This is a genomic window from Streptomyces sp. MBT53 (genome assembly GCF_016654115.1).
In the GTDB taxonomy this organism is placed as follows: domain Bacteria; phylum Actinomycetota; class Actinomycetes; order Streptomycetales; family Streptomycetaceae; genus Streptomyces.
In genome coordinates this window covers 1-17,142 of sequence record NZ_JAEQAZ010000029.1, presented here as the reverse complement: position 1 = coordinate 17,142, position 17,142 = coordinate 1, and the positions used below count along the sequence as shown (strand labels likewise).

19 protein-coding genes are annotated in these 17,142 nt (G+C 69.8%); 8 read left to right on the top strand and 11 right to left on the bottom strand.

Annotated elements, in window-relative coordinates; genetic code table 11:
• Positions 1-23 precede the first annotated feature (23 nt).
• Both JHN45_RS13350 and JHN45_RS13345 read right to left on the bottom strand, forming a co-directional pair.
• The gene (locus JHN45_RS13350) at positions 24-362 is read right to left on the bottom strand and encodes a co-chaperone YbbN (protein ID WP_200709536.1); all 339 of its coding nucleotides are present in this window, start codon (positions 360-362) and stop codon (positions 24-26) included.
• A gap of 80 nt (positions 363-442) precedes the next feature.
• Positions 443-1,582 carry a CdaR family transcriptional regulator gene (locus JHN45_RS13345; protein WP_200709537.1) on the bottom strand — a complete coding sequence of 380 codons (1,140 nt, stop codon included), beginning with the start codon at positions 1,580-1,582 and terminating at the stop codon, positions 443-445.
• An 87-nt stretch (positions 1,583-1,669) separates the two neighbouring features.
• On the opposite strand from JHN45_RS13345, the gene JHN45_RS13340 reads away from it, so the two are divergent.
• Together JHN45_RS13340 and JHN45_RS13335 are read left to right on the top strand one after the other, a co-directional pair.
• Positions 1,670-2,725, top strand: coding sequence for a ferredoxin reductase (locus tag JHN45_RS13340; RefSeq protein ID WP_200709538.1), 1,056 nt, complete (start codon positions 1,670-1,672; stop codon positions 2,723-2,725).
• 7 nt (positions 2,726-2,732) lie between these two features.
• Entirely contained in the window at positions 2,733-3,851 is a 1,119-nt protein-coding gene (locus JHN45_RS13335) for an acyl-CoA desaturase (RefSeq protein WP_200709539.1), read from the top strand.
• A 67-nt stretch (positions 3,852-3,918) separates the two neighbouring features.
• Here the strand turns inward: JHN45_RS13335 and JHN45_RS13330 are convergent, their stop codons facing one another.
• On the bottom strand, positions 3,919-4,953 hold the full coding sequence (locus tag JHN45_RS13330; RefSeq protein ID WP_200709540.1) for an NAD-dependent epimerase/dehydratase family protein: 1,035 nt from the start codon (positions 4,951-4,953) through the stop codon (positions 3,919-3,921).
• A gap of 64 nt (positions 4,954-5,017) precedes the next feature.
• A complete protein-coding gene (locus JHN45_RS13325) occupies positions 5,018-6,067 on the bottom strand; it encodes an aldo/keto reductase (protein ID WP_200709541.1) in 1,050 nt (349 codons plus the stop codon).
• A 75-nt stretch (positions 6,068-6,142) separates the two neighbouring features.
• Here JHN45_RS13325 and JHN45_RS13320 point away from each other — a divergent pair, with 75 nt between their 5' ends.
• Together JHN45_RS13320 and JHN45_RS13315 are read left to right on the top strand one after the other, a co-directional pair.
• Positions 6,143-6,676, top strand: coding sequence for a TetR/AcrR family transcriptional regulator (locus JHN45_RS13320; protein WP_200709542.1), 534 nt, complete (start codon positions 6,143-6,145; stop codon positions 6,674-6,676).
• Between the two features lie 161 nt (positions 6,677-6,837).
• Positions 6,838-7,962 carry an FAD-binding oxidoreductase gene (locus JHN45_RS13315; protein ID WP_307783102.1) on the top strand — a complete coding sequence of 375 codons (1,125 nt, stop codon included), beginning with the start codon at positions 6,838-6,840 and terminating at the stop codon, positions 7,960-7,962.
• Between the two features lie 47 nt (positions 7,963-8,009).
• Here the strand turns inward: JHN45_RS13315 and JHN45_RS13310 are convergent, their stop codons facing one another.
• The 4 genes from JHN45_RS13310 to JHN45_RS13295 form a co-directional block, all read right to left on the bottom strand.
• Entirely contained in the window at positions 8,010-8,396 is a 387-nt protein-coding gene (locus tag JHN45_RS13310; protein WP_234467675.1) for a DUF2690 domain-containing protein, read from the bottom strand.
• Between the two features lie 27 nt (positions 8,397-8,423).
• Positions 8,424-8,891, bottom strand: a complete 468-nt coding sequence (locus tag JHN45_RS13305) for a helix-turn-helix transcriptional regulator (RefSeq protein ID WP_307783101.1) — start codon at positions 8,889-8,891, stop codon at positions 8,424-8,426.
• Entirely contained in the window at positions 8,888-9,667 is a 780-nt protein-coding gene (locus tag JHN45_RS13300; protein WP_307783100.1) for a peptidoglycan-binding protein, read from the bottom strand. The genes JHN45_RS13305 and JHN45_RS13300 overlap by 4 nt, the downstream gene beginning before the upstream one ends.
• Positions 9,668-9,866: 199 nt before the next feature.
• On the bottom strand, positions 9,867-10,103 hold the full coding sequence (locus JHN45_RS13295) for a hypothetical protein (protein ID WP_200709545.1): 237 nt from the start codon (positions 10,101-10,103) through the stop codon (positions 9,867-9,869).
• Positions 10,104-10,331: 228 nt separating this feature from the next.
• Here JHN45_RS13295 and JHN45_RS13290 point away from each other — a divergent pair, with 228 nt between their 5' ends.
• On the top strand, positions 10,332-11,906 hold the full coding sequence (locus JHN45_RS13290; protein ID WP_200709546.1) for a peptidoglycan-binding protein: 1,575 nt from the start codon (positions 10,332-10,334) through the stop codon (positions 11,904-11,906).
• A gap of 27 nt (positions 11,907-11,933) precedes the next feature.
• Positions 11,934-12,056, top strand: a complete 123-nt coding sequence (locus tag JHN45_RS54005) for a hypothetical protein (RefSeq protein WP_267929928.1) — start codon at positions 11,934-11,936, stop codon at positions 12,054-12,056.
• A gap of 30 nt (positions 12,057-12,086) precedes the next feature.
• On the opposite strand, the gene JHN45_RS13285 is transcribed toward JHN45_RS54005, so the two are convergent.
• Both JHN45_RS13285 and JHN45_RS13280 read right to left on the bottom strand, forming a co-directional pair.
• Positions 12,087-12,233 carry a hypothetical protein gene (locus tag JHN45_RS13285; protein ID WP_200709547.1) on the bottom strand — a complete coding sequence of 49 codons (147 nt, stop codon included), beginning with the start codon at positions 12,231-12,233 and terminating at the stop codon, positions 12,087-12,089.
• 205 nt (positions 12,234-12,438) lie between these two features.
• A complete protein-coding gene (locus tag JHN45_RS13280; RefSeq protein ID WP_236583646.1) occupies positions 12,439-13,248 on the bottom strand; it encodes a hypothetical protein in 810 nt (269 codons plus the stop codon).
• A 516-nt stretch (positions 13,249-13,764) separates the two neighbouring features.
• On the opposite strand from JHN45_RS13280, the gene JHN45_RS13275 reads away from it, so the two are divergent.
• Together JHN45_RS13275 and JHN45_RS13270 are read left to right on the top strand one after the other, a co-directional pair.
• Positions 13,765-14,547, top strand: a complete 783-nt coding sequence (locus JHN45_RS13275) for a serine/threonine protein kinase (RefSeq protein ID WP_200709549.1) — start codon at positions 13,765-13,767, stop codon at positions 14,545-14,547.
• Complete coding sequence (locus JHN45_RS13270; RefSeq protein WP_201049162.1) at positions 14,544-15,959, top strand: serine/threonine-protein kinase; 1,416 nt, start codon at positions 14,544-14,546, stop codon at positions 15,957-15,959. The genes JHN45_RS13275 and JHN45_RS13270 overlap by 4 nt, the downstream gene beginning before the upstream one ends.
• Positions 15,960-15,983: 24 nt before the next feature.
• On the opposite strand, the gene JHN45_RS13265 is transcribed toward JHN45_RS13270, so the two are convergent.
• The gene (locus JHN45_RS13265) at positions 15,984-16,868 is read right to left on the bottom strand and encodes a M23 family metallopeptidase (RefSeq protein WP_200712462.1); all 885 of its coding nucleotides are present in this window, start codon (positions 16,866-16,868) and stop codon (positions 15,984-15,986) included.
• Positions 16,869-17,142 lie beyond the last annotated feature (274 nt).

Below are 17,142 nucleotides of genomic sequence, written 5' to 3'. Positions count from 1 at the left end.
CGGGTCCCACCGACCCCGGGCACTCAGAAGTGGCCTTCCAGGAGCTTCCGTACCTCGGCGGTGGTCATGGGCCCCGTGCCGTGCGCGACCGCCTCTCCCTCCTTCAGCAGGACGCAGGACGGGGCTCCGGTGATCCCGTATCGCTCGGTCGCGGCCGGACACCGTGTGATGTCGGCGCGGACGGCCGTCAGGCGGCCTGCGTAGTCGTCGGCGATGCCACCCACGACGAGGTCCATCACCCGGCAGGGTTCGATCGCCTTGGGCCATGTCCCGGTGAAGTACGCGAGGACGGGGACTCCGCTCATCCCGAGGATGAAATCGAACTCCGCGTCCTCACGGGGTCGGTGAACCCTCTGCGCCATGGAAGCTCCTGACCTCACGTTCCGTCATACCGTCCCCATCATCCCGCGCGCGTTGTGGCAGGCCTGCACGGTCCCGCTTCTCAGTCGGCCCGCAGACCGACCGCCAGCGTCAGTTCGAGGACCCGCTGTGGCGATGCGAGATCCGGGAACAGCTCCCGCAGCTGCGCCATCCGGTACCGGACCGTCTGGGGATGGACGAACAACGCCGCCGCCACCTCGTCCCGTCTGCCCTGGTGCAGCAGCCATTCCCGCAAGGTCTCCTCCAGCCGCTGTGCGGTCGCGGCGGGCAGGGTCCGCAGCGGTGCGAGGGCTCGGGCCCGCAGGTCCGCGAACGCGTCCGAGTCGGCGCTCAGCACCAGTTCGGGCAGGTGCTCCTCGGTGTCACGGATGTCGGAGGAGAGGGAGCGCGCGCGTACGGCTCGTGCGTACGACGCCGACGCCCGGATCCATGGCCGGGCCGGACCGACCACGGCGGTGCGGTCGGTCAACTGCCGCAGGAGATGCGGTCGGTCGGCGTCGGGGACGAGCAACACACCGGTGGCGTCCGGCAGATCGTCGAGGACGAGGGTGCTCGGGTCGAGCGTGCGGTAGGCGGGCCGGGCCTGGGCGGCGGGCAGCAGGACCGCGGTCAGGGAGACCGGCGGCTGCCACCCGGCCCGTTGAGCGGAGGCGAGCAGTACGTCCGGGCTGGCGCCGGCGAGGAGGTCGCGGGCCAGGTGTTCCAGGTGGCGCTCGTGGGCCCGGCCCCGGGCGGCCAGTTCGTCGGCGTGGCCCGCGGCGCTCGCGGCGGAGAGCTCGTCGATGTAGGCGAAGGTCAGCTCGGCGAACTTGGCGACCTCGGCGGCGGGCAGGCCTGCCGGTACGGCACCCGCCGCCAGGCATCGCCAGGCCACGCGGGCGCCGACGCGGTAGGCGCTGAGCAGGGCGTCCATCGACCGGCCGTCGCGGACCTCGCCGCGGCCCAGGTCGTAGGCCGCGTCACCGCCGTCGCCGCCCGTCGCGTTGCCGCTCGCGAGGTCCAGATAGTGCCCCAGGGCGGTGCGGACGGCCCGTCGGATCGTGCCGCCCATCGGGCCCGAAAGGGCGTTGGCGTAGGGAGGCACCTCGTCGATGATCGCCTGGACGACCTCGTCGGCGGTGCTCGTCAGCGCGGCCCGAAGCACTGTGACCGTCGTCTCGTCCAGGGCCAGTTCACCGGCCCTCTGGATTGCATGGCTCACGTTTTTGTTCCCTGCGAACAATTCTGCCGATCAGATTCACGCCCTACGGACAGGACTTTACGCCTTCGGGCGCAGCAGGCTGGAGCCATGACGAGTACAGCCCTTCGCAGCAGGGCGTGGAAACTGCTGGAGATGGTCACGACGCCGCTGCTGCCGTCGGACTACCTCGACCTGGTCAGCCCGCTGCGTGCGGGCGCCGACCTGCGGGGGCGCATCGAGGCCGTGCACCCCGAGACGGGTGACGCCGCGACCGTCGTGATCAGACCGGGACGGGGCTGGCGCGGGCACACGGCCGGTCAGTACGTGCGGATCGGGGTCGACGTCGACGGGGTGCGCCTGTGGCGTGCCTACTCCCTCACCTCGCCGACCGACCGCCGGGACGGCCGCGTCACGATCACCGTGAAGGCGATCCCGGACGGCAAGGTCAGCAACCACCTGGTCCGCAGGGCGAAACCGGGCACGCTGATCCAACTCGACCAGGCGACCGGTGACTTCGTGCTGCCGCGGGCCAGGCCCGCCAAGGTGCTCTACCTGACGGCCGGCAGCGGCATCACGCCCGTGATGGGCATGCTGCGCGACACCGGGTTCGACGACGTCGTCATGGTCCACTGCGCGCCGCGGCCGCAGGACGTGATCTTCCGCGACGAACTGCACGACCTGGTCGCGGAGAAGAAGCTGCGGCTCACCGAGGTGCACACCGACACGGACGGCAAGCTCGACGTCGCCCGTCTCGGCGAACTCGTGCCCGACTGGGCCGAGCGCGAGACCTGGGCCTGCGGGCCCGCGGGCCTGCTCGACGCCGCCGAGGAGCACTGGGCCGAGCACGGCGTCCAGGAGCGCCTGCACACCGAACGCTTCCGCCCCGGCGTCGTCGTCACCGGCGACGGCGGCGAGGTCACGTTCAGCGCCACCGGCAGGACCGTCGACGCGGACGGCGGCACGCCGTTGCTGGACGTCGGCGAGGAGGCCGGTGTGCTGATGCCCTCCGGTTGCCGTATGGGCATCTGCTTCGGCTGTGTCACACCGCTCAAGGCGGGCGCCGTCCGCGACCTGCGCACCGGCGAGATCACCGAGGCCGAGCCGGGCGTCCTCATCCAGACCTGTGTGTCCGCCGCGGCGGGCCCCTGCGACATCGAACGGTAGGAGCACCTTGACCGCCATCGACCCCACCGCCCACCTGACCGCGGAGCAGATCGAGGAGCTCGGCCGCGAGCTGGACGCGATCCGTGACGAGGTGATCGCGAGTCGCGGAGAGAAGGACGCCGCCTACATCCGCAAGGTCATCTCGGCGCAGCGCAAGCTCGAACTGGCCAGCAGGGGCGTGCTGTTGTTCTCGCTCTTCCCGCCCGCGTGGGTGATCGGCACCGCCGGTCTCTCCGTGGCGAAGATCATGGACAACATGGAGATCGGGCACAACATCCTGCACGGCCAGTGGGACTGGATGCGCGACCCGAAGATCCACTCCACCACGTGGGAGTGGGATCACGTCTCGCCGTCCGAGCAGTGGAAGCACTCGCACAACGAGCTGCACCACACGTACACCAACGTGATCGGCAAGGACAACGACCTCGGCTACGGCATCATGCGCGTCGACGAGGACCAGAAGTGGCACCCCTTCCATCTCGGGCAGCCGCTGTGGAACTTCCTCAACGCCTGCTTCTTCGAGTACGGCATCGCGGCGTACGACCTGGAGCTCGGCAAGAACCTGCAGAAGCGCCGCCGCAAGAACCCGGAGTTCCGCGAGCGCGCCAGGGCCGTGGGCCGCAAGATCCGCAAGCAGGTGCTCAAGGACTACGTGATCCACCCGCTGCTCTCGGGCCCGTCGTTCCTCCCCACGCTCGCCGCCACGTTCACCGCGAACCTGGTCCGCAACCTCTGGACCCACTCGGTGATCATGTGCGGGCACTTCCCCGAGGGCGTGCAGGTCTTCGAACGCCGGTCGATCAAGGGTGAGACGCGCGGCCAGTGGTACCTGCGCCAGATGATGGGCTCGGCGAACATCAGCGGCAGCAAGGCCATGCACTTCATGAGCGGCAACCTCTCCCACCAGATCGAGCACCACCTGTTCCCGGACCTGCCGAGCAACCGGTACGCCGAGGTCGCGGTGAAGGTGCGCGCGCTGTTCGAGAAGTACGAGCTGGAGTACGTCACCGGGCCGCTGCCCAAGCAGGTGTTCTCGGCGTGGCACAAGGTCTTCCGGCTCTCCCTGCCGAACAAGAAGACCCAGGTCAAGACGCCGGAGCGTGAGCAGGAGCTGGTCGCGGCCTGATTCCCGTCTCTGGCGGGGGCCGCAGGTGGTGGCGGACGGACTTGCCCTTCAACTCCGGGTCGGTCGGTTACGAGCCGGCCTTCGTCCCGATGCCGTGGGCGAGGAGGCTCTCGGCGGTCTCCGCGACGGTGTCCTCGATGGGACGCGCTCGCCACCCGAGAACCTTCTCCGCCTTTGCGCTCGTGGCGTCGAGATCCCGGCCGAGCTGGTGCCTGAGCAGGCACAGTTCCGGGTTCACGGTGCCCAGGGCGCGTGCGAGCCACACGGGCAGTTCACGGGTGGGGGCCCTCGCGGCCCGGTCGCCCAGGCGGTCGCGCAGAATGCGTGCGATGTCGAGGACACGCAGGCTGTGCCCGGCGACCGCCAGGAAGCGTTCGCCGGCCGCCGCCGGATCGGTCATCGCACGCAGGTGCAGGTCCGCGACGTCGCGTACATCGACGAAGCCCATCCCGAAGGGAGGGCACGCGGGAACCCGTCCTTCGAGCATTCTGCGGACCAGCCGCAGGGACGGCGGGTCGTCCGGGCCGAGCAGGGGTCCGAGGACCCCCACGGGATGGACCGCCGCCAGTTCCAGCCCGCCGCCTTCGTCCTGGACGAACTGCCAGGCGGCACGTTCGGCGAGGGTCTTGGAGCGCTGATAGGGCGGGATGTCGCTGTCGACGTCCGTCCAGTCCTCCTCGGTGAACGGGGTCGAGCGCGGCGAGTGCCCGATCCCGATGGCGCCGAAGGCACTTGTCAGGACGACCCGGCGCACGCGGGCGTCGCGGGCCGCGCGCAGCACCCGTAGGACGCCCTCGCGTGCCGGGACCACCAGGTCGTCGTCGTTCGCGGGCGTATGACGCAGGGTCGGCGAGGCGACGTGGAGGACGAAGTCGCAGTCGGCGACCGCGGCGTCCCAGCCGTCGGGCTGTGCGAGGTCGGCGCGTACGACCGTGAGACGGTCGTCGTCGAACGGTGTGGCCGTGTGCAGCCAGGCCCGCAGTGCCGGTTCGCGCCGCAGGTCGCGGACGGTGGTGCGGACGGTGTACCCGGCGTCGAGCAGGGCCTGGATGCACCAGCTCCCGATGAATCCTGTTCCTCCGGTGACCAGTACGCGTGTCATCTGTCTCTCTCCTCAGTTCTGGACCCGTGCGGTGACGGGGGCCGGCGGGTGCGAAGGATGGGTTTCACGCAAGGGCCATGCCGGGGACGCGCTTGCGGATGGCTTCCAACTCGGCCTCGTCCGAGACGCCCTGCCAGTCGTACCTGGGGGTGTACGGGGCCTCCAGGGCGCGCACTTGGTTGTCGGTGAGCTCGATGTCGAGGGATGCCACCGCCTCGTCGATCTGCCGGATAGAACCGGCGCCGACCAGTGGCGCGGTGACGACCGGACGGCCTCGCAGCCAGGCGAGCGCGATCTGTGCGCGGCTGACGCCGTGGGCGTCCGCGACCTGTCCGACCGCGTCGATGATCGCGCGGTTGGACGCCTCCTCCGCGGGCGCGTAGAGCGTGTCCGCGTAGGCGCCGTCCGTCTCGGAGCGCACCGTCGAGCGGGCGTCGTCCCATGCGCGGGTGAGGCGGCCTCGGGCGAGCGGTGACCAGATGATCGTGCCCACGCCCTCGTCCAGGCACAGCGGGATCATCTCGCGCTCCTCCTCACGGGCGAGGAGGTTGTAGTGGTCCTGCATGGACACGAACCGCGCCCAGCCGTTCTCCTTCTGCAGGCGCAGCGCCTTGGCGAACTCCCACGCGTGCATGGACGAGGCACCCAGGTAGCGGACCTTGCCGGCCTTCACGAGGTCACCGAGTGCTTCGAGGGTTTCCTCCCAGGGGGTGGAGTGGTCGTTGCGGTGGATCTGGTAGAGGTCGATGTGGTCGGTGCCGAGGCGGCGCAGCGAGTGGTCGACCTCGGTCATGATCGCCTTGCGTGACAGGCCCCGTCCGTTGGGTCCCAGCCGCATGGGATGGCGCAGCTTGGTGGCGATGACAACGGCGTCGCGGTCGGCGAAGTCCTTGAGCGCGCGGCCGAGGATCTCCTCGCTGGAGCCGTTGGAGTACATGTTCGCGGTGTCGAAGAAGTTGATCCCCGACTCCAGCGCGTGCTTGATGAGCGGTCGCGCGTCCTGTTCGCCCTTCGACCAGACGGGGTGCCCGCGGTCGGGTTCGCCGTAGGTCATCGCGCCGATCGCGATCGGGGACACGTCGAGGCCGGTCGTGCCGAGCTTGATGTAATGCATGACGCTCCTTAAAGTATGTGGAGAGGTCTCCGCATAACGTAGTGGAGAACTCTCCGCTTATCAAGGTGAGGTCTCGTGGTCCGCTCGGACGCCCGTGAGAACAGGGCACGCATCCTCGCCGTCGCACGCGAAGCGCTCGCGGAGGACGGCAGTACGTCGATGAACCAGATCTCCCAGCGCGCGGGAGTCGGCGCGGGCACCCTGTACCGCAACTTCCCCACCCGCGAGTCGCTGGTCCTGGCCGTCTACCAGGACGAGGTGGCACGCATCGTCGACACCGTGCCGGACCTGCTGGCCCGCATGCCTCCACTGGAAGCGCTCCGCCGCTGGACGATCGACCTCGTCGAGGGCATGCGCAGAAAGCACGGCCTCGGCGACGCCCTGGGCCCCGGCGCACACCAGGCGATCAGCGAGCAGAGCTACGGGCCGGTCATCGCCGCGATCACACAACTCCTCGACGCCGGCAAGAAGGACGGAACCATCCGCCCGGACGCCGACCCGGGAGACTTCCTCCAGCTCACCGGCGCCCTGTGGCGCGCCGCGTCCACCCCCGAGGACCGGGCACCCCACATGCTCGCGCTCATCCTCGACGGACTCCGCCCACACTGATCAACCGGTCTTCGGACTCCGCTGTCCTGCGCGGCCCGGGCATCGCCGAGTCGACCGCTCCCTACGGCGAGGGGCACGATTCCGTGGACCTCGCGGGGGTATAGCCGAGGCGCGTCCGGAAAGGACGGGAGTCCGCCCGTGATCTGCAAAAGGGGGCGTTCGTGAGGAGCGAGTCCGTGCAGCGGCCGGCACGTATTGCCGTCATCGGAGTGGGCATCGTCGGAGCGAGTGTGGGATGGAACCTGTCCCGGCACGGCGCCGAGGTGGTCTTCATCGACGCGGGACAGCCGGGCGAAGGCGTCACCAACTGGTCCTTCTCGTGGGTCAACGCCAGCAACAAGACCGTGCGCAGGTCCTACTTCGACCTGAACGTCGCGGGCATGGCTGCCCACCGTGAACTTGCCGGGATCATCGGGCCGGACTCGTGGTGGTATCCGAGCGGCCACCTGCGCTGGGCGGACACCCCCGCAGCACAGGCGAAGTTCCTGGAAACGGCCGAACTGCTGGCCGCCTGGGACTATCGGGTCGAGACGTACACGGGCGCCGAGGTCCGCAGCCGCCTCGAACCCTCCCTCACGATGCCCGACGAGACTCCAGTCGTGTTCTATCCCGACGAAGCCTGGGTGCACGGACGTCACCTCGTACGCCGCCTGGTCGACCAGGCCGTCGCGTCGGGCGCCGAGATCCGATCCGGCAACGCGGTGCACGCCATCGGGACCGGCGCCGACGGCACCATCCGGACAGTCGCTCTGTCCGACGGAAGCCGTATCGACGTCGACATCGTCGTGAACGCGGCGGGCCCCAACGCATCCCACGTCGCAGGGCTTGTCGCACGGCGCCTGCCGATGCGCCGCGAACCCGGCGTCATCACCCGCGTCGACTGTGCCCGGGTCCCCGTTCACCGGGTCATGCACGCGCCTCACATCGAGATCCGCCCTGACGGAGGCGGGTCTGTGGTTCTCCACAGCCGCGAGGTCGACGCGCTCATCGACACCGGCGAAGCCCCAGGCCAACTCGCGCGCCTGCTCCACGAATTGGCGCGCCACGCCGTCCCCGAACTCGGCGACGCCCGGATCACACAGACACGGGTGGTCGAGCGGCCCATCCCCGCCGATGGATTCCCTTCGGTGGGAGCGGTGCCGTCCGTGCCGGGTTACTACGAGGCCGTTTCTCACAGCGGGATCACGCTCGGGCCGGTGATCGGCCGCCTGCTGGCTTCAGAGATCCTCGGCGGAAAGAGAGACGAGTTGCTTGCGGACTTCCGCCCCGAGAGGTTCCCCCTGTGACAGCCCGGGCAGACGCCACCACGGCCGCAATCACGTACGTGCGTACGTCAGGGAGGCGGCACTGAATAGCACTGGGCCGGATCGTCCGGCCCGGGGCTCGTCAAGCAGGCGTGCAACCGCGTTGCCCTGCCGTTCGCGGCAATCAGGTCCGTGTAGATGAACGGGTCGCGCTTGCCAAGGTCGGGGACGGTGACGCTCTGGGTCGGGTGGCCGGGCGTCGCCAGCGTGAGCCTGTCGCCGTCGGCGGCGTTCCACACCCTGGCCCAGGCTGCGTGGCACAACGGGTTGTAACGGATCTCCAAACCCACCCCGGCCGGGGTCTGGACATGCAGAAGCGTCTGTGGCTCCACCCCGCACAGCTCTTGTCCCGGGTCGCGCCCATCGCACGTGACTCCCGAACAGCCGACATGGAACCCGCGAGTTGAGGAGGCCATGCTCGCTGCGGTCCGGCCGGACGACCCCTATCCATCGGCCGCGAGCGTGATCAGCACCATGAGCAATGTCGCGGCCGCGCTCACCGCTGCTCCGGTCCGCCACCTCGTGCGGCGGCGCTGGGCCGGTTCGGTCGTTGCAGCGTCGGGTGGGGTGACGGCCTGACCGTCCGACGTCCCTGCACGTGGAGAGCGCGCCTCGACGGGTGCGGGCAGCGGCGCTCGGGGAGGGGCCGGCGCGACCGCGCCACGCCGGTTCCAGGAGGATTCGGCGAGTTCCCACAGGGCACGCAGGCGCGGTTCCGGCTCGTTCGCAAGCCGACACAGCGTGCGGACAGCCGGCCATGGCGCCAGTGAACGACCCGTGAGATAGCGCTGCCAGGACGACTTGCTGTACGTCGTCTCGGCAGCGAGCACGGACAGGGTCAGCCTGTGCCGGTCGCGGAGCGTGCGCAGTTCGGCGGCGAGGCGGACGCACTCCCGTGGTATCTCGGTCACCGTCGCAGTGCCGTCCAGGTCTGCGGTCCGACCTGGCCGTCGATGCCGAGGCGGTACGTCCTCTGCGCCTTGATCACGGCAGACTCGGTGAGCGGTCCGAAATTGCCGTCGACACCGCCCGGCGAGATCCCCGCACGCTGCAGCAGGCACTGCAGCTCGGCCACTTCTGGTCCCGACATGTCGACTTCGAGGTGATCCTTGCGCGTGGTGCTGTTACCGGCGTACCACTGACCGCCCTTGCGGACGTAGTCGCAGGTGTACGCGACGGGACGGGCGACCGCCGCTGGACGTGTGGCCGTTCCGGAGGGTTGGGGATGTTCCAACTCGACGGCCAGCAAAGTGATCGCCGCACCCGCCGCGGCCGAGACTCCGACAGTGAGGAGCAGTCGAAGGCGTGACCTGAGACGTGCGGCACGCACCGAGCCGAATATCGAGAACCCTCCATCGGCAGGCCGACCACCCTTGGTCTCCGGCACGCCTGGCGCACCGTCCCGTTCCACCTCACCCGACGGGCTGTCCTCCTCGGCCAAAACGGCTGCACCGACAGCCTGTTCGAAGCCCCAGGCCCCCTGCGCCGTCTCGTACCGTGCCAGCAATCGTGTCGGGTCGGCCCCCACCGTCGCGGCCAGTGCTTCGACCGCTTCGCGCGGAGGCAGCGACCGGCCGCCGAGGTAGCGATTCCACGACGAGGCGCTGTAGCCGGTACGGGCGGCCAGCTCCCGCAGGTTCAACCCGCTCGCGTCCTTGAACCGGCGTAACTGCGCCACGAACTCCACGACCGTGGGGTCGAGCCCTGAAGGCAGCGCCTTCCAGCGCCCCATGTCCTACCCCCGTTCTTTCCTCCCGGCACGCCCCCCGGGTGCGGTGCCTCGGCCCGATGCTAGCGGCTCGCCCGTGCCCGCCTCCAAGCGGCACGACTGTGTCGCGGCGACCTGCGCCACTGCGGCACCGCGCCGAATAACAGCAGGTTGGAGGCTACGGGGCCTTTCCCGTCGACGCGTTGTGTCCGTCCGTCGACATGGACGCGGAAGCCACCCCGACGATCAGCGACAGCGGATCACCGCACCACCAGCGGCACTTGTGCGGGCGCAACGCCAACTCGCTCTCGCCGTACGGCAGATCGCGGGGCCGGGCACCGTCGAGCCCTTCATCCTCGCCCAGCCGCCCTGTTCGGCGGCCGGACGTCTTACGGCTGTCCCGCTCAACCGTCACGCCGCTGCGGATCCCCGCAGGTCAGCGCGGGTGTCGTCCCGCGATCCCACCAGATCCCGACTCGCTGTGGACGCGGGCCGGGCCGGAGCCCAAAGATCACCTGCAGCGCTGCTTCCGACTGACACCGCCCAGGCGCTGGACAGTTGGCTCCGGCAGGACTCGAATACCGCGTCGCCCAGCGGCTCCCGCGTTGCTCACCGCAACCAGACACAAGGATTGGAACATGTCATGAACCTGTTTGACTCCAGCCGTGTATTGTCCCGCCGCAGGCTGCTGACCCTCGCCGGCGGCGCCGCGGTGGCCACCGCGACCGGCATCGGATTCGCCCAGTCGGCGTCCGCGGCGACCGGCTACGGGATCGACTACTCCGACGCGTCGCTCACCGCCGGTTCGGTCGCCGCGGCGGGCTACGGCTTCGTGTGCCGTTACCTGAGTTGGCTGCCGAACTCGAAGGTCCTCACCCTGTCCGAGGCTCAGGCTCTGACCGCCGCGGATCTGGGCATCGTCTCCAACTGGGAGTCCGACGGGCTGCAGGACTGGCAGAGCGGCGTCCCCTCCGACCCCTACTCCCAGGGGGCGGGGCACGCCACCGAGGCGCAGCGGCAGGCGCTGGCCAACGGGATGCCGTCGTCACGGCCGATCTATTTCAGCGTCGACTTCGACCTCCAGTCCTCGATGTACTCCGCGCTCAACTCCTACTTCGACGGCGTCGCCTCGGTGATCGGCCGGTCCCGGACCGGTGCGTACGGCGGCTACCACGTGATCAAGGAACTCTTCGACAACGGGAAAATAACCTGGGGTTGGCAGACGTACGCGTGGTCCAGCGGGAACTGGGACAGCCGCGCGCAGCTGCGGCAGGTCCAGAACGGCATCTCGGTCGCCGGGCACGACGCGGACCTCGACCAGGCGATGGCCGCCGACTACGGGCAGTGGGGCGGCTCGGGCGGCGGCGGTACCGGCGTCATCCTGCCGTCCTGGCCGAACATCACCGACGGCATGACGGGGCCCAGCGTGCAGGCGGCGCAGTATCTGCTGCGCTATCACGGTGCTTCGATCACGGCCGACGGCCAGTTCGGGGCGGGCACGCTCGCCGCGACCAAGAGCTTCCAGTCCGCGCACGGCCTGAGCGTGGACGGCCAGATCGGCCCCCAGACCTGGTCCGCACTGATCGTCCAGGTCCAGGACGGCTCCACCGGCGACGCCGTCCGAGCCGCCCAGGTGGAACTGAACCGCTTCGGCTACGGCCTCACCGTGGACGGCAGCTTCGGCTCCGGCACCGTCAGCGCCGCCCGGGCGTTCCAGTCCGCGCACAGCTTGGGTGTGGACGGCCAGGTGGGACCGCAGACCTGGCAGATGCTCGTGGGGACCGGGACCGGCGCCACGGGCGGTGGCACCGTCGCACCGCCCTGGCCGAATGTCATCGACGGCGACACCGGGAACAATGTCCTGGCCGCGCAGTACCTGCTGCTCTACCACGGTGCGTCGATCACCGCCGACGGCCAGTTCGGGCCCGCCACCCTCGCCGCGACCAAGAGCTTCCAGTCCGCGCACGGCCTGAGCGTGGACGGCCAGATCGGCCCCCAGACCTGGTCCGCACTGATCGTCCAGGTCCAGCAGGGCTCCACCGGCGACGCCGTCCGAGCCGCCCAGGTGGAACTGAACAAGTTCGGCTACGGCCTCACTGTCGACGGCGACTTCGGCTCCGGCACCAACAGCGCCGCCCGGGCGTTCCAGTCCGCGCACAGCCTCGGCGTGGACGGCCAAGTAGGACCGCAGACCTGGCAGATGCTCGTCGGCAGCTGACCACGGAGCCCCACCGCTGGCGAGTGAGTGCGGGGCGACCACGACGATGTGTTCGCCCCGCACGTGATCGACACCGGCGACATCGGCATCCTCTTCGCGATGCTCCGCGACGGAACCTTCTACAAGTCCCGGCCCACCTCAGCGACTTGAGACCTCCTTGTCCTCCGGACAGACGCGTGATCAGCTTCGGAGATGGCGGCCGAGGAATCCGAACACATGCTTCTCATCCACCGCTGGCTCGCCGGCGAGGTGGTCAACAACACCGTCGGCATCAAGCTGACCGGCGGACCGTTCAACGGACAGACGAAAATCGTCCAGCTCGGTCAAGAGGGACTTCCACCCCCGCGCCTCCGCGCTCGCGGTGGCCGGGGACAAGGCCCTTGGAACCCTGGCGCCCGCCATACCTACACAGCCGTCCGAGCCCCCGACGCTTCCGTCGGCTGGATCTACGAATACACCGGGTCCGACACACACACGGACGACTGAGTAGTACACGGTGTTCCAGCGCGGGTAGTCGGGCGGAAGGTGCCACTCACGAGACAGGCGTCCCGTTCAACTCCTCCCAACGGTCGTCGCCGGTGAGGCCCAGCAGCCGTATTCGGTGGAGCAGTTCCTCTGATGCGCCGTGGGTCCGGAGTCGGGCAGGGGCAGTGCGGACCAGCCAGGTGGTCAGCTCAGCGCGTGTCTCTTCCTCGTTCTCCCAAGAGTCCCAGGGGAGTTGGTCGCCGAGCAGGTCGTACTCCCACTTTGTCGCCGCCTCGGCCAGGTGGTCGTCGGCCGGACGGCCGGTCAGCGTTTCCCATGTGGTGAGCCACGGGGTGAGCGTGGCAGATGCCTCGGTGATCAGTGCCAGAACCTCGTACGCGGGTACCGCGGGATCGGGATCGGTGAGCGTGTCGGCCCACCATGCGTGGAGGAAGGCCCTGACGGCTTCGGCCTGCGCGGTGGGCCACTGCTGCCAATGACCGCGGGCAAACGAGCGGCCGACCTCCGCCGAACCGAAGTGCGTCTCGATGGAGCCTTTGACGAGGGCCGTGGCCAACTGGGGCAGGATCCGGCGTAGTACGGACGCGTGGTCGCTCCAGTCGGGGGCCCGCCAGGTGCGGTCCAGGAGGTCGAGGTCCAGCTCCGTGTCGGGAACCTTGAGCTGTGCGAGTTCTTCGGCGCTGCCCCAGTGGCACTCGCAGTTGTGCTCGTCGGGGTGGGCCGTCATCCCGCCGAAGACGGCGGCCAGGCCGTCGAGCGCGGCGGTGAGGCCAGGTCGTGCGGAGGGCTGGTCGGGGTTCATCATGGCGTTCGCCTTCAGGGACTCCGGAAGCCGCCGCCGTCCGAAGATCGCCAACTTACCCAGGTGACTCTCGAGCCGCCATCGACTTTGACGTCCAGCGGCGGGGGTACGGCAACCGGGCGCGGGCCGAGGGCGCGACCGGCGTCGGATGCAGGTGTCGCGAACTGGCCACCGGACGAAGCCTCGGACCTTGAACCGCAGCACGGTTCCTGCGATCGGCCAGGTGTCGACATCCCGCCGGCTCCAGGCGGCGAGTGGGGCACCGTACCCGCACAGCCAGTGCTGGAACCAGGCGAGGCAGTGGCGGATATCGGCCAAAGCCCTAGCCTCCGACACTCAGCTCGAAGTGCTTTGTGCAAGAGTCCTCGCGCATGCAACCGCCGCGCCCCGTCAGCGGTGTTGACGAACGGGGCTCGTGTGCTCCTTCGGCCTGCGTGCGAAAGAGCGGAAGGAATCGAGGTAAAACGGGGTGTGCGCGTTGACCAGCGCTCGTGTGCCTGCCTTGTGCGGAAGAGAAACAAGCGGAAGAGAAACAACCCGAAAGGCACACTCTGCCGGAATCGGGGGACGATGAGCGGCGTACTGATCCATGTGCCACAGGAACCGCCGCTGACGCTACGGCTCGGCGCGGGTGAGGTCGCCCGCTTCGGGCGCGGCTCGGACACGGTCGCCGTGGAGTTGCGGCTCGACGATCCGGCGGTGTCGCGGCTGGCCGGGGAGATCCGGGTGAGCGAGGACCACTGGCTGCTGAGCAACCTCAGCGCCACCCAGAGCTATCTGGTGGAGAACCCGGAGGGCGCGGGCGAGTATCTGCGGGTGCCGCCGCGCCGTCTCGGGGCGCCCATTCCCTTCGAGTTCGCGCGCGTGGTCCTGCCCACCCGGGACCGGGTGGTGAGTTTCCAGGTGTTCGCCCCCGACCATGTGTACCTGGACCCGCAGGGGGCGGTCGGCGGCCGGCTGGGCACGCAGACCCTGACCGCGTACTCGCTGGACGAGACCGCGACGTACTTCCTGGTCCTGGTCGCCCTGTGCGAGCCGCGACTGCGCGACGAGTCCGCGCTGGCCGTTCCGACCACGCCCGAGATCGTCGAACGTCTGCGGCAGTTGCCGCAGTGCGCGCGCCTGACCGCTCGCGGGGTGAGTGCGCACATCGACTACCTCGCCGAGGAGAAGCTCCGCATCGTCCTGCCGGAGTCGCGTGACGCGGGCCGGGGTGCCCGCCGCAACGGCAAGCGTGAGGCACTGGTCGGCATCGCCCTGCGGTTCGGGGTGGTCGGCGAGTCCCATCTCGGGCTCCTTCCGTCCCGTTCGGCGGCCTCCGGCGGCGCCCAAGCCCAGGCGGTGGGCCGGTGAACCGTGGGGCCGAGGCCGAGCGCGTTCCGGCCGGTTACCGGGTCGGGGACTGGGAGGTGGGGGCGCCGATCGCGGACGGGGGCTGGGGATGGGTCTACGAGGGTCGGAGCGTGCGTGGGTCGGACGACCACCCGGCCGTCGTCGCGTTGAAGTTCCTGCCCACGTCCGGACTCGCCCCTCAACAGGCGCGCGGGCTGCTGGAATGTGCCCACCGTGAGCGCGAGTTCGGGCGCCGGGCACGGCATCCCCGGCTGATCCGGGTGCTCGACTCACTCGTGCTGAACGAGCCGGACCATCCCGAACTCGACGGCGCCATCGTGCTGGTGATGGAGCGTGCCGAGCGCAGTCTGCGTCAACTCCTCGGTGGCGAGGCGGGGTTGGCGGACGGGCAGGCCGAGCGGATTCTGACGCAGATCTGCGAGGGCCTGGCCCATCTGCACGACCTGGGCTGGGTGCACGGCGATCTCAAGCCCGACAACGTTCTCCTGATGGCGGACGGATCGGTTCGCCTGTCGGATTTCGGGCTGGCCTCGGAACTCGACGGCACCCACGGCACGCATGCGTGGATGCCACCTCTGGGCACGCCCGACTATCTGCCGCCCGAGCGCTGGAAGGCCCCGCTGGGCGAACGCGGCGTGCAGGCGCGGCCGAGCGCCGACATCTGGGCGCTCGGCATCATGGTCCACCAGATGTTCACCGGCGGCATCTCTCCCTTCCCCGGCGCGACCCCGGCCGCACGGGGAGCCGCGGCGCAGGAGTACGCCGGTGGACGGGCGCCCCTGCGGCTCGATCCCGCCGTACCGCCGTTCTGGCGCGATCTGGCCACCGACTGCCTCGCCCCCACCCATGAGGCACGCGCCGCGTGCACCGCGGGAGCCCTGCTGGCCCGCATCGGTGCAGAACCCCAAGGCGGCGGCACAGGTGCAGCACGTGCCAACGGGCATCGGCGCCGACGACGGGTCGTCCTCGGCGCCGCGGCGGCCACCGCCCTGTGCGCGGCGACGGTCGCCGGATGGGTCTACGTCGCCGACGACAACAGTGCGACGCGGAACGACCCCGTCCATGCCGAGAACGTCTCCGACACCGCCGGCCCCGCCCCCATCACGGTGTACAACGTGGAGCCGACCTGCCGGGCCCATGCCGCCGACCGTGATCAGCAGTGCAGCCTCGGTCTGGCGATCGATCCGCTGAAGCCGTACACCGTCGCCAATGTGGTGGCCACCCGTGTGTGGCACGGGGACGTCCTCACGGCGCAGTGCCGGTTGCCCCAAGGGCTGCCGGTGACCGACGAGTTCGGTACCCGTTCCACCGAGTGGTACAAGGTCCGGTTGCCGGGCGGCGCGGCCGGCGCCACCGCGTGGTTCCCCGCCGTGCGCACGAAGGACCGGCCCGCCCTGCCCACCTGCCGATGAGGCCGTGCGCCTGATCCGGCCGGATCAGGCGCACGCGGGGATGTCCCGGCCGTCGTTGTCCTTCGCCTCGTCGTTGCCCCATCGGTCGAGGTAGTAGGCGGAGACGTACGCCCGTCCCCGGCCACCCGGTGTCACCTCGTCGAGGTCGGTCAGCAGCCACCAGTGGTTGTACGCCGTGCCGACCCGCACCTCGTCGCCCCACTTCCTGCACAGGACGTAGTTGGTGCCCCTGCGCAGGGTGCCCTGGGCGGTGCAGCGCGATGTGCTGTCGTGCGTGCAGTCGACGTCGGGATAGCCGGTGGCGTCGGCGAGGGTGTCGACCCAGTAGCGGGTCGGCTGCCCTCCCCCGCCGTCGCAGGCGTTGGTGCTGGTGACGCGGGGGAACGGGCCGTCGGGCGTGAGCCGGTACTCGGTGCCCTGGAGCACCGGGTGGACCATCTCGTCCGTCTCGCCGTCGTTGTCGCCGTTGGTGTCGTAGAGCTGCTCGTAGTGCAGATGGGCCTCCTCCGTGCCGACCAGTCCCAGCCGTCCGACCGGGTCCCCCGACGCGACCTGCTGGCCGAGGTGGACGTCGATGCGGTCCATGTGGAGGTAGACGCTGAACCAGCCGCCGCCGTGGTTGATCTCGATGCCGCCGGGCTCGAAGAACTCGGTGACCGTGCCGGCGGCGGACGCGGTGACGGTGGCGCCCAGGGTCGGGCCGTCGACGTGGTACATGTCGAGTTTCTTGTCGTCGGGGTCGTGGCCCAGATACGTCTGCAGCTGCCAGGTCTGTCCGCAGGGGAACGGCAGCCGGAAGTCGGGGCGGGCGGTGGGCGCCGCCGACGCGGCCGGTGCGCTCGCGCACAGTCCCGCCGTCATCAGCAGCGCCGCCGCCCAGCCCGCTCTTCCCGTCGGCCTCAACCTCATGGTTCTCGTCCTCTCCTCGCCTCGGTGTGCGGCAACGACGCTGCCGCACAAGGGCGTTGAAGGGACTCCGGCACGTTACGGGGTGACGGCCGGGGCGGGTCGGCTCAGGTGCCGCACTGGCGGGTCACGCCGCCGGTCGCGTCGCCCTTGAGGTAGATGCCGCTGACGTAGCCGACACCGCCCGCGTTCAGGGGCAGTTCGATCCACTTGTCGCTGGTGTAGCCCTCGTCGGTGACGACCTGGCCGGTCTTCCAGCAGTTCGCCGGGTAGCTCT

Bases quoted from the DNA above. Each gene is read 5' to 3' on its own strand.
- JHN45_RS13340 (WP_200709538.1), top strand. From the start codon at position 1,670: ATGACGAGTACAGCCCTTCGCAGCAGGGCGTGGAAACTGCTGGAGATG.
- JHN45_RS13290 (WP_200709546.1), top strand. From the start codon at position 10,332: ATGAACCTGTTTGACTCCAGCCGTGTATTGTCCCGCCGCAGGCTGCTG.
- JHN45_RS13265 (WP_200712462.1), bottom strand. From the start codon at position 16,868: ATGAGGTTGAGGCCGACGGGAAGAGCGGGCTGGGCGGCGGCGCTGCTG.
- JHN45_RS13350 (WP_200709536.1), bottom strand. From the start codon at position 362: ATGGCGCAGAGGGTTCACCGACCCCGTGAGGACGCGGAGTTCGATTTC.
- JHN45_RS13310 (WP_234467675.1), bottom strand. From the start codon at position 8,396: ATGGCCTCCTCAACTCGCGGGTTCCATGTCGGCTGTTCGGGAGTCACG.
- JHN45_RS13325 (WP_200709541.1), bottom strand. From the start codon at position 6,067: ATGCATTACATCAAGCTCGGCACGACCGGCCTCGACGTGTCCCCGATC.
- JHN45_RS13330 (WP_200709540.1), bottom strand. From the start codon at position 4,953: ATGACACGCGTACTGGTCACCGGAGGAACAGGATTCATCGGGAGCTGG.
- JHN45_RS13275 (WP_200709549.1), top strand. From the start codon at position 13,765: ATGAGCGGCGTACTGATCCATGTGCCACAGGAACCGCCGCTGACGCTA.